Here is a 12,578-nt window from a genome sequence, read left to right as displayed (position 1 = left end):
GGGTGGGCAAACGCCCACCCGAACTTGTTTCACCACATGGTATTCTGAGCACGCCCCGGCCAGGTGGCATCATATGACGCGCCCCCTTCTTCGCCATCGGTTAACGCGGCCAGAATATCACCGACACTTGGCAAATCACCGCTTTGATCATGTCCTGCCCAGGTGCCTGCGCGCATCAAGGCACGCGCGCATTGGCTATAGATCTCGGCAATCTCGATGACGATGACAGTTGCCGGCTGACGGCTGTGTTTTTCGAACTTTGCGCATAGTTCCCGGTCATCGGTCAAAAATGCCCGGCCGTTCACACGCACGACGTTGTTCGAACCAGGCACCAGAAACATCAGCGAGACGCGGCCATCAGAAACAATATTGCGCAGTGAATCCAAACGGTTATTTCCGCGCCAATCCGGCAATGCCAGAGTGTGTTCATCCAATTCCGCAACCACGGGTCCATCATCCCCCCTCGGGCTGCCGTCGGTGCCATCCGGTCCGACAGTGGAGAGGATGCAGAACCGTGAGGCCATGATCCATTTGCGATAGAGCGGCGTCATTTGCCGCGCAACCTTGCGTTTCGCGGCTGCACCTGGTTTGCCGTATAGCGCCTCAAGCGCTGCGATCTTCGTGATCTTACGCATCCGACTTCCAGCCCGCCTCTTGCAACAATGCATCAGAGGCGGTTTCGACCGTTGTTTCCAATTCCTTCATGAACACATCTTTCGGGAGGCCGGGTGCAATGGGGGCCAGAAACTCAACGACGGCCAAACCGGGGCGACGGTAGATCCCGCGACGTGGCCAGAAGTATCCTGCGTTGGTCGCAACAGGTATACAAGGTTGCTTCAGTTGATCGTAGAGCACGGCAGTCCCAATTTTATAGGGTACGCTGGCACCGGGTGCGACACGGGTACCCTGAGGGTAAATGACGATTTGGCCCGGCTCGATCCGACCGGCATTGACATCTTCCATCATTTTGGAAATTGCCTTGCCGCGTTTGCCGCGATCCACGGCAATCATCTGCATCCGTTTGGTGTATTGGCCAATAACTGGCGTCCATAATATCTCTCGTTTCATGATGAACTTGGCCCGAGGCAGGGCGTGGAAAATCATCATGATGTCCAGAAACGACTGATGCTTTGCTGCGATCACGACCTCACCGTCAGGTACCTGGCCGCGGACTTCACAACGCAGACCGATCAGCCAGCTTGCGCTCCACATGCACCACGCCGCATAGCTCTTGCAGGCAGAATAGGCGCCCGTTTTGGAAAACATCGCCCATGGCGCAAAAACCACGCCGACCACGGGCATTGCGATGGTAGCCTGTATGATGAACAGGATCGAGCGTATCCATTGTAACATTAGGTAAGCTCCTTCAATGTGCGCCGTGCTGCCGCCCCGGTGGCAACAAAGGCGACCACACCTGCCAGAATCGGGATGATCAAGGGCCATATCCAGTGCACCCCCTGAAAACCGAGCCCGGTCAGAAAACCATCAGCTTCGGATGCGGATGGCAAGAAGAACACAGCAATCATGGCCAGCACAGTGCCAACTGCTGCCCCCGACAAGGCCCGTAATGTGAAACGACGGACAAATGCCAAAGCGATATATTCGTCAGTGGCACCAACCAGCCGCAAAACCGCAATGACCTGTGCATTGGCAGCCAGGGCGGCATTTGCTGCCAGCGTGATCATCGCCGCAACGGTCGCGGCAATCAGGACAATAGACAACCATCCAAGCAACCTCAGACGCGACGCCGCTTTGACCAGTGGCGCACGCCAGCGGCTGTGATCGTCCAACACCGCACCGGGCACCTCGGCGGCAAGGCGCAGCCGCAGGCCCGCTGGATCCATGCCATCCTTGTCTTCGATGACCTCGATCAGGCGGGGAACAGGAAGGGCATCAAGCGCAAAGTTGGAACCGAACCACGGGGCCAGCAATGCCTGTTGTTCCGCATCACTCAGCGCGCGCGCCTGGGCAACTCCCTTGGTCGTGTCAAGGATACGCAGCGCAGCCTGTGTTTGCGCGGCACGCTGATCCATCGGGGCAACGATTCGAATGGTCGCCGAACGCGCCAGCTCTTCGCCCCAACGGTTTGCCAACCGGCCCGTGGCCAGTGACATCGCAAGCGCGAAAACTGCCAGGAAAGCCATGGCTGCCGCAGCAAAAAACGTCAGTTGAGCCGTGAAACCGGACGGCGGCACAACCCTGTCCGCATGATGGTCACCAACAAACAGCGCCCGAAGGGTGGAAACGCCGAACTTCACAAATCTGCCCCCGCCAACTGAATGCGCCGGTTCGCAATCCGCAAAACCCGTGCCTGCACATGAGCCTTGGTTGCGCGGATCAAACTCAGATCATGGGTCGCGATCAACACGGTCTTGCCCATTTTGTTCAATTCGATCAACAGACGCAGCAGTCGTTGCGACATTTCCCAATCGACATTGCCCGTGGGCTCGTCCGCCAGTACCACATCAGGTGACATGATCACGGCACGGGCAAGGGCGGCGCGTTGACGTTCGCCCCCTGACAGTTCGGGGGGCAAGGCCGCGGCACGGTTCGTCAACCCAACCCAAGACATCAGTTCATCCAGATCGCCGCCGGATGTTTCAGCGTGCCGGCCCGACACCGTCAGCGACAGTCCAATGTTGTCTGTCACACTCATATGATCGAGAAACTGCACATCCTGATGCACAACCCCAACACGACGGCGTATTCCCGCGATGTCATCGCGGCTCAACCCACGAACATCGGCCCCAAACAGGCGCACGTGACCGGCCGTCGGCAAGAGCGCTCCATAGCACAATTTCATCAGTGTGGTTTTACCCGCACCCGACGGTCCGGTCAGAAAATGGAATGATCCAGGCGCTAGTTTCAGCGAAATATCCGACAGCAATTCGCCACCGCCATAGCTGTAGGCCACATTTTCCAGCTCAATCACTTTAGCATCCTTGCCATCCGCGCCTGTTGTGCCTCAGCATCGCTGGGGATTCAATGCAGCACTTCTGGACTTTGGCAACAGTTAACGCTTTTACCTCTGGATTGTTGAACATATGCTACCCTCAAGCGTACAAATCTAGTCATGAGTGAGCAACGAGACACTATATGCGGCTGACCTGTCCCAATTGCGATGCCCAATACGAGGTACCTGACGAGGTTGTTCCAGCCTCCGGTCGGGATGTGCAATGCTCGAACTGTGGCAAGACATGGTTTCAGGAGCATCCTGACCATGCCTCCGCTGCCCAAGATGAACCTCCGCTGGGTTCGGGAGCACCGGACCCGGACGAAGAGGTCTCACCACCTCCGCCCCCTGCACCGCCCCCGCCCAAGGATCCGCCACGCAAACAGCTTGATCCCGCTGTCGCCGATATCTTGCGGCAAGAAGCCGAAGCCGAGTTCGAAGCGCGCAAACGCCGTCAGTCCGAAACCCTTGAGAGCCAACCGGATCTGGGCCTTGATACTGGTGAGCACCCGTCGTCGCTGGCCCGTGCATCAGGAGAAGACGATGATGCACGTGCCTTGGATGCAAGACGACGCATGGCGCGTTTGCGGGGCGAAACCGAACCTGTCGCCGAAGCTGCGGCGACAGCCGCGGCCATGTCTTCACGTCGGGAATTACTTCCCGATATTGAAGAAATCAATTCGACACTCCGTAATGATCAAACGCCCAGTGGCGTGGATGCCGATGCCCGCGCCGAATTGGGTGCCGGCGGCGCGCACAAGAAAGAACGTGGTTTCCGCCGGGGCTTTTTCATGGTTGTAATCCTTTTCCTGGTGCTCTTGTTGATTTACACCAATGCGCCCCGGATTGCCGCGACAGTCCCGGCGCTTGATGGAATACTGACCAGCTATGTCGCTTGGGTCGACCAATTGCGCGTAGCACTCGACGGACACATCAAAGCCCTTTTGGGCTGGCTGGACAGTGTTGCAACCCAATCCGCCAGTTAAGGCAGGTTCGAAACTTCTCAGACCAGGCAGACGCGGATCAGAACCGTTCCATCAATCGGTTCAGATAATCCCGCTCTGCCTCTGGTCGCTCTTTTTGCCCTGACCGACGGCGGATTTCATCCAGCAATTCACGGGCACGGGCACGTCCGTTTTCCTGTCCCAAGGCCAGCGGCCCGTCGGTGCTTGAGGATCCATTGCTTCCCTGCTCGCGCCCCAAGGGATCACGGTTGTCTGCGCGCCGGTCCGCCTCTGTCTCGCCTTGGCCGGGGCTCTGGTCTTGCTGATCCTGCGCCAGAGCATCACTCAGCGAACGCATGCCTTCGCGCAGAGCCTCCATGGCTTGGGCTTGATTATCAATGGCCTCCGCCAGATCACGTTTGCGCAATGCTTCCTCGGCATCCCGCATGGCCCGGTCTGCACGATCAAGTGCCTCTCGCGCGGCATCGCCATCAGGTGTTCCTTGTCCGGGCAAACGCCCTTGTTGGCGGTTCAATTCTTCACGTAGGGCACGCTGGCGTTCGGCCAGGCCTTGCTCTCCCTCGCCAAATTGCTGGTTCTGTTCACCATTCTGTCCATTTGGGTCTGATCGCTCGCCATTGCCTTCGCCTTGGCCGTCATGGCTTTGACCGCGTCCCTGACCGCCATTGCGCCCTTCATTGTCCTGGTTTTCACCTGCCCGGGCATCAGGATTGTACCCTTCTTGCAGATCGCGAAACGCCTGATCACTCAGCCCTTGCTGTTCGCCCAGCATATCAGCCATGCCTTCCATCGCTTCTTCACCCGGAGATTTCCCCCCCTGCCCCGGCTGTCCTTCGGTGACACGCATGTTCTCCATCATTTCTTGAAGCTGTTGCAGGGCTTCGGCTGCTTCGGCCATGCGGCCTTCTTCCATCAACTCTTGAATCCGATCCATCATGCGTTGCAGGTCATCCTGCGTCATTTGCATGTTTTCGCCCTGCTGTTGGTCACCATCGGAGTTTTGCTCTGCTTCCTGCGCCTGCTGTCGCTGAAGTTGGCGCATGTAGTCATCCGTCGCGCGGCGCAACTCATCCATCAATTCGGCGATTTCCTCGTCCGATGCTCCGTTCTTCATTGCCTCCTGTAACCGTTCCTGCGCACGACGCAGACGTTCCAGTGCATCCGCCAGCTCACCCTCTTCCAGTTCCAGTGCCAGTCCCCACAGGTCTTCGGCCAGTTCATCAACGACCTCTGCATCCAGCCCATACCGCGTGCGGATTTCCAGCTTCTCGATGATCCGTTTCAACCGCAATGCAGAAGTTGCACTACTGAACAGATCCTCCGCGTGCCAGGATACAGCGCGCAGGACCTGCGCCGTATGTGTCGCATTCTTTGTGGACCATAACAGATCGCGCCGCATCTCGATCAGGGCCGCAGCGGATGGATTGAAAAATCTCCGCCCTGGCAACAGCATATCCAAAGGGATAGTTTCGCCTTGCTGCTCTACTGCATCCAACACTGTAAGAGTCAGTTTTACCGGCAAATTTGCCCAGGGATGTTTGGAAAAATCTTCGATCAGATTTTCCTCGAAGGCAGCACGGTTGCCCGCGATCGGCGTCGGTAACGCAACGATGATCTGTTCGCGGGGGTCCGGGGCGGTCTCCAGTCCGTAGCGCCGATCGACCGCCGCCAGATCTAGAATGAATTGGGCTTCACCCGCCTCGACTCCATAGTCATCCGTGGCGCTAAAGGGCAACCGCATCTCACCCAATGCTGTGACCTTGGTCTCGCCCAGAATCTGTACTTCAGGCGGTGCATCCGGACGCATGGTCACGTTCCAGGCCCGCCCACTCGGCCCTTCGACTGCAATGCTGCCCTGTTGCACGATTGCAAAATCCTGCGCGGGGTCGGTTGCCGCAGGCATATCTGCTGTCCGGCCCGACACCGTTTCCGTCAGGGCAAGCGCACCGACCTCTCCGTAAAAGCGCAGGGTAATCAACGTGCCCTTAGGCAGGTCAAGCGGGCCGGCAGGCAAATCATTCAGGTACAAGGTCGGGCGCCCTGTGTAGCGCGGCGGCTCGGCCCATCCTTCCCAGACCGGTCCGCTTGCCATGGACTCTGCCCCCGGTGCCATCCCGACGACAGAGCCTACGCGCCAGAACGAACCGAACAACAGCGCCATCGAAAATGCCAGGACCGCCACATACCGCAGGGCATATGGGTCGCGGCTTGCAACTCTCAAATCGGCCGGAACGGCTTTGGCAGCAGTAGCCCGCTGGGCCATGCGCGATTTATGGGCGCGCCACACCGCCATGGCGGCATCATCGCCATCGCCGATTGCAGCGGTGTCCAGCATCGCTCGGATCGGACGTCCCGGCAGGCTGGCATCCAGACGTTCCATTGCTGCTGCTTTCGAAGGAATGCGAAACCGTCGCAAAGCATAGACAAGGCCAAATGCGAAAGCGAAGAAGGCAATGACAATGCCGGCCCAAACGATCTCGATCATCACGGAATCCTGCAGGCCCAACATCAAGGCCGCCAATACCGATAAGACGACGCTCATCAACGGCCACAGCGCCTGCACCAGACTTTCGGAAAACAACCCGAACCAGGTCAGCCGCATAGGCCAGCGCAATTTTGCCATGCTGCGTCGCAAATCGTTGGGGGTAAAACTGCTCATCGCATCGGCTCCCTCATGGCTTTGACCTGTTGTGCCCTATAGCCATTCAGGGATGGTATCGCGATTTATCATTTCGTCAAAGGTCGGACGCGCGCGGATAACCGCAAATTGATCTCCTCGCACCAGAACTTCGGGAATAAGGGGGCGTGAATTGTATTCACTGCTCATCACCGCACCATAGGCTCCGGCAGATCTGAACGCGACTTGGTCCCCCGCCGACAGGGGCGGCATCATGCGCTGTTTGGCAAAGGTATCACCGGACTCACAAACCGGGCCGACAATATCGAAGGGTTGTTTTTCAACCCCGATGGCAGGCTCCAAAACCGGAATAATATCGTGATAGGCGTCATACATGGCAGGGCGGATCAGGTCGTTCATTGCGCTGTCCAGGATCAGGAATTCGCGTCCCTCCCCCTTCTTGACATAGATCACTTCGCTGATCATCAGCCCCGCATTACCCGCGATCAACCGCCCCGGCTCAATTTCGATTTCGCACCCCAGATGCCCCAACCTGCGTCTGACCAAGGCCCCATAATCCGACGGAAGAGGGGGATCGGCATTGCTCCGCTCATAGGGAATGCCAAGGCCGCCTCCAAGATCGAGACGTTTGATGTTATGACCATCCGCACGCAGAACCTCGGTGAGCTCAGCAACCTTCTGGTAGGCCAGTTCATAAGGCTCAAGATCGGTCAACTGCGACCCGATATGCACATCGATCCCGATAATCTCCAGGCCCGGCATCGCCGCAGCCATCGCATAGACTTCGCGCGCCCGGGCGATCGGGATACCGAATTTGTTCTCGGACTTTCCCGTCGCGATCTTTGCATGGGTCTTGGCATCCACATCGGGGTTCACACGAATGGTGATCGGTGCAACAACCCCCAGATCCCGCGCAACGGCATCCAGCACCTGCATCTCCGGTTCGCTTTCGACATTGAATTGCCGGATCCCCCCTGTCAGGGCCAGATGGATCTCTTCGCGGGTCTTGCCGACACCGGAAAACACAATCCTGTCCCCCGGTACGCCGGCGGCACGCGCCCTGCGATATTCCCCACCCGACACCACATCCATACCGGCGCCGACAGCAGCCAATGTACGCAAGACGGCCTGATTGGAATTTGCCTTCATGGCATAGCAGACAAGATGCTCCAGTCCTTCCAACGCCTCGTCGAACAGCCGGAAATGACGCAGCAAAGTCGCCGTGGAATAGACATAAAAAGGCGTCCCCACGGCCGCTGCGATCTCTGTTATCGGCACATCCTCCGCATAAAGCGCGCCGTCACGATAGAGGAAATGATCCATGCTTCATCTTGCCCTTAAACTCAAATCCGCCCTACCGAACAGGCGCTGTTCTCAAAAATAGATAGAGCGGCAAGCCACAGCTTACGCCAATACAGAATGTTGCCGGAATGGCGATCAAGGCCAGCCAGTTGCGCCGCACGGCCACCTCGGCGATAATCCAGACAGTCAGTGTGACAGCAGCAATCGTCAGATCCCAGACCAAGCCGCTGGATGCTGCATTCGCATGCCATGCGTCGATCATTGCAATGACGTCATAGCCGTTTGTATTGAACCAGCTGATGAAATGGTACAGGGGATGAAGTGCTCCCCAAATCGCCAATCCCAGGAAAATCATGCGCAAAGCCGACATTTCAAAAAGTCCTCGCCACGCCGACATTCACATATCCTGAAAGATGCAATCCTGGCGTGGTCCTGCTGGTTTCCTGCCGCGGATGAACCGGGCCACCGCTGCTCCCGGAGGCATTGCAACCCGCCAGCGCAATGAACATCGCAAGTAGCAAACCGCCCTTCAAAATCCCAGTCCCAGCGTGACGGCAACCGGTCCCTGATGCAAAGCCACTTGACCAGAGGCAGCAAGCCCCCTGTCCGTAAGGGAAATGGTCGCACTGCGCGTCGGCTGCACGGGTTCGCCGTCGGCACCGCAGGCCGCAAGGCTTAGGCAAAGTCCGATTGCGATGGCCAATCTCATGCCAACAAACCTTTCCAACGCTTGATCTGCTCCCGCACCTGCGCTGGTGCGGTCCCCCCGTAAGACATACGCGAATTCACCGAATTTTCCACCGTAAGCACATCAAAAACGCCCTCGGAAATATCGGCATGCACCGATTGCATCTGCGCCAGTGTCAGGTCAGGCAGGTCGCAGCCCTGTTTTTCGGCCATCCCGACCAAGGCCCCCGTGACGTGATGGGCCTCGCGAAACGGCAGGCCCAGCACCCGCACCAGCCAGTCGGCGAGATCGGTTGCCGTGGAAAACCCAGACCCGGCAGCTGCGGCCAGATTGTCGCGTTGCCCCGTCATATCGCGCACCATGCCTTCCATCGCGGCCAAAGCCAGCATCAGGTTGTCGGCGGCGTCAAACACCTGTTCCTTGTCTTCCTGCATGTCCTTGGAATAGGTCAGCGGCAGCCCCTTCATCACCATCATGAGCGCGGTATTGGCCCCGAAAATCCGCCCTACCTTGGCGCGGATCAACTCCGCTGCGTCAGGGTTCTTTTTCTGTGGCATGATCGAGGATCCTGTTGAAAACCGGTCAGAAAGTGTCACAAACCGGAACTGTGCTGACGACCAAATCACCAATTCCTCTGCAAAGCGTGACAGATGCATGGCGCAGATGCTCGCCGCCGCCAGAAACTCCAATGCAAAGTCACGATCGGCAACGGCATCCAGCGAATTGGCCGCAGGCCGGTCAAAGCCAAGAGCCTGCGCCGTCATATCACGGTCAATCGGAAAGGATGTACCCGCAAGCGCCGCGGCCCCAAGGGGGCTTTCGTTCATCCGCGCTCTTGCATCACGTACACGGGACAGATCGCGCCCGAACATTTCGACATAGGCCATCATGTGATGGCCCCAGGTCACGGGTTGCGCGGTTTGTAGATGAGTGAACCCTGGCATGACCCAATCTGCCCCCGCCTCTGCCTGTCCCAGCAAGGCACGGATCAACGCCATCAGCCCGCCTTCAAATGCATCCAGCTGATCGCGTACCCAAAGTTTGAAATCCGTCGCAACCTGGTCATTGCGTGAACGCCCCGTATGCAAGCGCCCCGCAGGTTCGCCGATCACCTCTTTCAAACGCGCTTCGACATTCATGTGGATGTCTTCCAGTGCGGTCGAAAATTGAAAGGTCCCGTCTTCGATTTCTGACAAGATCGTGAGAAGCCCTTCCCCGATCGCTTCTGCATCTTTATCAGTGATGATGCCTGTTGCGGCCAACATCGCGGCATGAGCACGCGAGCCTGCGATATCCTGGGCCGCCATCCGCTTGTCAAAACCTATGGAAGCGTTAATAGCCTCCATGATGGCATCGGGACCGGCGGCGAAACGGCCACCCCACATTTTGTTGGAAGTCGTGTCAGTCATTACAAAACCCTTTGGAGGGACAGATGAGAAATTTAGTGTTCGGTCTCCTGTATACGGCCCTTTTGACAGGTGCAAATGCCGCGTTGTCTGCAGGACCTGACATTTTATCCCTGCGCACAGGCGATATGAAGAAATTGATCGTTCATGACAGCCCCCAGGCAGTGTCGGATTCAGCATTTGATTTGGCCGATGATGCGGGAACTGCCACGCTCGCAGAGTATCGCGACAAATATGTTCTGGTGAACTTCTGGGCCACCTGGTGTGCGCCCTGCCGCAAGGAAATGCCGCAGCTGAATGCTTTGCAAAAAGAATTCGGTGGCGAGGATTTCGAGGTCCTTACCATCGCCACCGGGCGTAATTCTCCCGCTGGAATTACCAAGTTTTTTTCCGAGGCCGGCATCGACAGTCTGCCGCGTCACCAAGACCCGAAACAACAACTGGCCTCACAAATGGGCATATTCGGGTTGCCGATTTCAGTATTGATCGACCCCGAAGGGCGAGAGATTGCCCGATTGCGTGGGGATGCCAAATGGGACAGCGACAGCGCCAAGGCCATTGTCAAGGCTTTGATCAAGAGCCGCGTTGAAAAATAACGCCATCAAGGACAAGGAAGCCGCGGACCGGGCTGCAGGGTCAGGCGGCGTACTTCAGAATGGCAGATTCCGACGAAGACAGGTTGCGCCGCGCGAAACTGCCGTAGGTATGTGGATCAAATTCCAACTCGGGATGCGTCGCCAGCAGGCGGGCGCGGTCCACATCGTCCAATGCGCTAAGTGCAGCCGAAGCGGGGTGAAAGCTTTCTGTCTCAACGCCATTGGCCCAGAGAACCTGATGCCTATCAAACAACAGATGCACATAGGTGACCTCGCGCAGTTTCAGGTCAACTGTAATGGTGTCCCCGTTGATCAGATCCTTGGCGGCAACCAGAACCTCTGAAGTGTTGAACAGGTCCTGGGCCTTGTCACCCTTGATCAGAATACGGTGCTCAGGTGACACGATCAAATCTTCGTCTGGTCTATCCTCGCCCAGAATGCCGGCACTGATCCGAACCGGGCGTAGTTTTGGCATCGCGAACAAGCGCGCGCCACTCATCCGTCTGCTGCCGATCCAGCGGATCGCCTGCACGCCGCTATCTTTTGTCTGCACCATATCCCCTTCGCGCAGATCTTCGATACGCACCAGACCTTCGGGCGTCGCTATCCGAGTTCCAAGGGTAAAACAAATGACCCCGCCGCTTCCGTGGCCATCAACATCATGAGGTGTTGACCCTAGCGTGTGATGAACGATCCAGAGTTCGCAATCACGAGGCGGGATTTCGTCAAGAAACATCAACAAAGGCTGACTGCCACCACCCACTTCGATCAGCGTCACGGTGTAGCTTTTGCCCCCGTCCGTCACAACAAAACTGTTGTCCATCAATGGTGTCGTTTCCAACGCATCCTGGTTTGCCCCGGATACGGACGGTACCTCTTTTTCAAGAGCTGCCCCGACCAAGCGATGGACCATTCGCGCCGCTCGTTTTCTTAATTTTTCTGCCCCGTCTGCCTGGTCCAGTCGCAAGACATCGTTCGGTCCATCAACGCTGATGGCATCACCCCGCCACGCCCATGCGGCACCTACAGAAAGGGATTGCACGGGTGCGGCATCAAGGCCGTCGATTTCTGTTTGCGACCAGCTTATGACGAACGTGCCTTTTAAGCCCGTTTTCATTGCTCGTACTGCCTGCCTCAGTTTTTATTAACGCAAGGCTAACAAAATGCGAATCATCGGGAAAGTTTGTTTTTTGTGACAGACAATCAGGTGTTGCAAATTCACGCAGGGACCGCTTTCCCGCCATGCGAGAGATCAACATATTGCGCCCGCCAGCGCCATCATCACAATATATCGAATATATCCCGACATATTGCTGACGTCACGTCACCTTGTTTCTTTTCTCGGAACGGCATTTCAGCAACCTTAACGTGTGTAAAATCCACTTCGCTCATCCTTTGGATTGTGATCTAGTGATCAATGCACCCGACAAACGCTGGTAACTCGCCGACATATTGCGAACGATTTGTCTTTGGATAACATGAGGCCCTATGACTGATACTCCTAAACCACTCTCTGAACGGCGTATTGTTTCCTCGCGCCATCTTGCCGAAGGCGAAGGATGGGAGTCATCCGAACTTGAGTATGGTTTGATCATTGCCTTTAACGCTTTTACGCGATGGATGACGCGCTGCATGGCGGCGGCGGGAAACACAGAGCTGACCCCGCTGGAAATCCTTGTACTGCACAACACCAATCATCGTGGACGCGAGAAACGTCTTACAGACATCTGTTTTTTGTTGAATATCGAGGATACCCATACGGTGAATTACGCGCTTCGCAAACTGCTTAAATCCGGTTTGTTGGAATCCGACAAACGCGGCAAGGAAGTATTTTATCGCACGTCTGAACAGGGCGAAGCCCTATGCGAGGCTTACCGCGCCATCCGCAAGGTTTGCTTCCTGGATGGGCTGTCGCGTTTGGATACAGACGGGGACGACCTGCGTCAGATCGCGGCCGGATTGCGGGCCATGTCGGGGCAATATGATCAGGCAAGCCGGGCTGCGGCTTCTTTGTAAGGCCTGCGATTATC

Annotated in this window: 13 protein-coding genes; 3 read left to right on the top strand and 10 right to left on the bottom strand. The window is 57.0% G+C overall.

Annotated features, from left to right (window positions below; translation table 11 throughout):
* Positions 1 to 29: 29 nt before the first annotated feature.
* From OS190_RS15735 to OS190_RS15720, 4 genes are read right to left on the bottom strand one after another with little or no spacing between them, the layout of a single operon-like run.
* A complete protein-coding gene (locus OS190_RS15735) occupies positions 30 to 635 on the bottom strand; it encodes a pyridoxamine 5'-phosphate oxidase family protein (RefSeq protein ID WP_267159674.1) in 606 nt (201 codons plus the stop codon).
* Complete coding sequence (locus tag OS190_RS15730) at positions 628 to 1,353, bottom strand: lysophospholipid acyltransferase family protein (RefSeq protein WP_267159673.1); 726 nt, start codon at positions 1,351 to 1,353, stop codon at positions 628 to 630. The genes OS190_RS15735 and OS190_RS15730 overlap by 8 nt, the downstream gene beginning before the upstream one ends.
* Positions 1,353 to 2,258, bottom strand: coding sequence for a cell division protein FtsX (locus tag OS190_RS15725; RefSeq protein WP_267159672.1), 906 nt, complete (start codon positions 2,256 to 2,258; stop codon positions 1,353 to 1,355). The genes OS190_RS15730 and OS190_RS15725 overlap by 1 nt, the downstream gene beginning before the upstream one ends.
* A complete protein-coding gene (locus OS190_RS15720) occupies positions 2,255 to 2,932 on the bottom strand; it encodes a cell division ATP-binding protein FtsE (RefSeq protein WP_267159671.1) in 678 nt (225 codons plus the stop codon). Before OS190_RS15720 ends, OS190_RS15725 begins: the two co-directional genes overlap by 4 nt.
* Before the next feature lie 164 nt (positions 2,933 to 3,096).
* On the opposite strand from OS190_RS15720, the gene OS190_RS15715 reads away from it, so the two are divergent.
* Positions 3,097 to 3,939 carry a zinc-ribbon domain-containing protein gene (locus OS190_RS15715; protein ID WP_267159670.1) on the top strand — a complete coding sequence of 281 codons (843 nt, stop codon included), beginning with the start codon at positions 3,097 to 3,099 and terminating at the stop codon, positions 3,937 to 3,939.
* A 37-nt stretch (positions 3,940 to 3,976) separates the two neighbouring features.
* On the opposite strand, the gene OS190_RS15710 is transcribed toward OS190_RS15715, so the two are convergent.
* The 5 genes from OS190_RS15710 to argH form a co-directional block, all read right to left on the bottom strand.
* Complete coding sequence (locus OS190_RS15710; RefSeq protein ID WP_267159669.1) at positions 3,977 to 6,577, bottom strand: TIGR02302 family protein; 2,601 nt, start codon at positions 6,575 to 6,577, stop codon at positions 3,977 to 3,979.
* Positions 6,578 to 6,613: 36 nt separating this feature from the next.
* On the bottom strand, positions 6,614 to 7,879 hold the full coding sequence (gene lysA, locus OS190_RS15705; RefSeq protein ID WP_267159668.1) for a diaminopimelate decarboxylase: 1,266 nt from the start codon (positions 7,877 to 7,879) through the stop codon (positions 6,614 to 6,616).
* A gap of 31 nt (positions 7,880 to 7,910) precedes the next feature.
* Entirely contained in the window at positions 7,911 to 8,228 is a 318-nt protein-coding gene (locus OS190_RS15700; protein WP_267159857.1) for a DUF2834 domain-containing protein, read from the bottom strand.
* A 159-nt stretch (positions 8,229 to 8,387) separates the two neighbouring features.
* Positions 8,388 to 8,567 (bottom strand): hypothetical protein, encoded by a 180-nt coding sequence (locus OS190_RS15695; protein WP_267159667.1) that lies wholly within the window; start codon positions 8,565 to 8,567, stop codon positions 8,388 to 8,390.
* Positions 8,564 to 9,955, bottom strand: coding sequence for an argininosuccinate lyase (argH, locus tag OS190_RS15690; protein ID WP_267159666.1), 1,392 nt, complete (start codon positions 9,953 to 9,955; stop codon positions 8,564 to 8,566). Before argH ends, OS190_RS15695 begins: the two co-directional genes overlap by 4 nt.
* A 23-nt stretch (positions 9,956 to 9,978) precedes the next feature.
* Between argH and OS190_RS15685 the strand changes: the two genes are divergently transcribed.
* On the top strand, positions 9,979 to 10,548 hold the full coding sequence (locus OS190_RS15685) for a TlpA family protein disulfide reductase (protein WP_267159665.1): 570 nt from the start codon (positions 9,979 to 9,981) through the stop codon (positions 10,546 to 10,548).
* A gap of 40 nt (positions 10,549 to 10,588) precedes the next feature.
* On the opposite strand, the gene OS190_RS15680 is transcribed toward OS190_RS15685, so the two are convergent.
* Entirely contained in the window at positions 10,589 to 11,665 is a 1,077-nt protein-coding gene (locus tag OS190_RS15680; protein ID WP_267159664.1) for a Hint domain-containing protein, read from the bottom strand.
* A 371-nt stretch (positions 11,666 to 12,036) separates the two neighbouring features.
* Here OS190_RS15680 and OS190_RS15675 point away from each other — a divergent pair, with 371 nt between their 5' ends.
* Positions 12,037 to 12,564 (top strand): winged helix DNA-binding protein, encoded by a 528-nt coding sequence (locus tag OS190_RS15675; RefSeq protein WP_267159663.1) that lies wholly within the window; start codon positions 12,037 to 12,039, stop codon positions 12,562 to 12,564.
* Positions 12,565 to 12,578 lie beyond the last annotated feature (14 nt).

Origin of the sequence: Sulfitobacter sp. F26204, assembly GCF_026410305.1 — a bacterium.
Classification (GTDB): domain Bacteria; phylum Pseudomonadota; class Alphaproteobacteria; order Rhodobacterales; family Rhodobacteraceae; genus Sulfitobacter.
The sequence above is the reverse complement of the archived record's forward strand: the minus strand, read 5'-3'. Positions and strand labels throughout refer to the sequence as shown.

What these genes read in the sequence shown, in the direction of transcription:
- OS190_RS15735 (WP_267159674.1), bottom strand. Translation starts at nt 635, where the DNA reads ATGCGTAAGATCACGAAGATCGCAGCGCTTGAGGCGCTATACGGCAAA.
- OS190_RS15730 (WP_267159673.1), bottom strand. Translation starts at nt 1,353, where the DNA reads ATGTTACAATGGATACGCTCGATCCTGTTCATCATACAGGCTACCATC.
- OS190_RS15715 (WP_267159670.1), top strand. Translation starts at nt 3,097, where the DNA reads ATGCGGCTGACCTGTCCCAATTGCGATGCCCAATACGAGGTACCTGAC.
- OS190_RS15710 (WP_267159669.1), bottom strand. Translation starts at nt 6,577, where the DNA reads ATGAGCAGTTTTACCCCCAACGATTTGCGACGCAGCATGGCAAAATTG.
- lysA (WP_267159668.1), bottom strand. Translation starts at nt 7,879, where the DNA reads ATGGATCATTTCCTCTATCGTGACGGCGCGCTTTATGCGGAGGATGTG.
- OS190_RS15700 (WP_267159857.1), bottom strand. Translation starts at nt 8,228, where the DNA reads ATGTCGGCTTTGCGCATGATTTTCCTGGGATTGGCGATTTGGGGAGCA.
- OS190_RS15695 (WP_267159667.1), bottom strand. Translation starts at nt 8,567, where the DNA reads ATGAGATTGGCCATCGCAATCGGACTTTGCCTAAGCCTTGCGGCCTGC.
- argH (WP_267159666.1), bottom strand. Translation starts at nt 9,955, where the DNA reads ATGACTGACACGACTTCCAACAAAATGTGGGGTGGCCGTTTCGCCGCC.
- OS190_RS15685 (WP_267159665.1), top strand. Translation starts at nt 9,979, where the DNA reads ATGAGAAATTTAGTGTTCGGTCTCCTGTATACGGCCCTTTTGACAGGT.
- OS190_RS15680 (WP_267159664.1), bottom strand. Translation starts at nt 11,665, where the DNA reads ATGAAAACGGGCTTAAAAGGCACGTTCGTCATAAGCTGGTCGCAAACA.
- OS190_RS15675 (WP_267159663.1), top strand. Translation starts at nt 12,037, where the DNA reads ATGACTGATACTCCTAAACCACTCTCTGAACGGCGTATTGTTTCCTCG.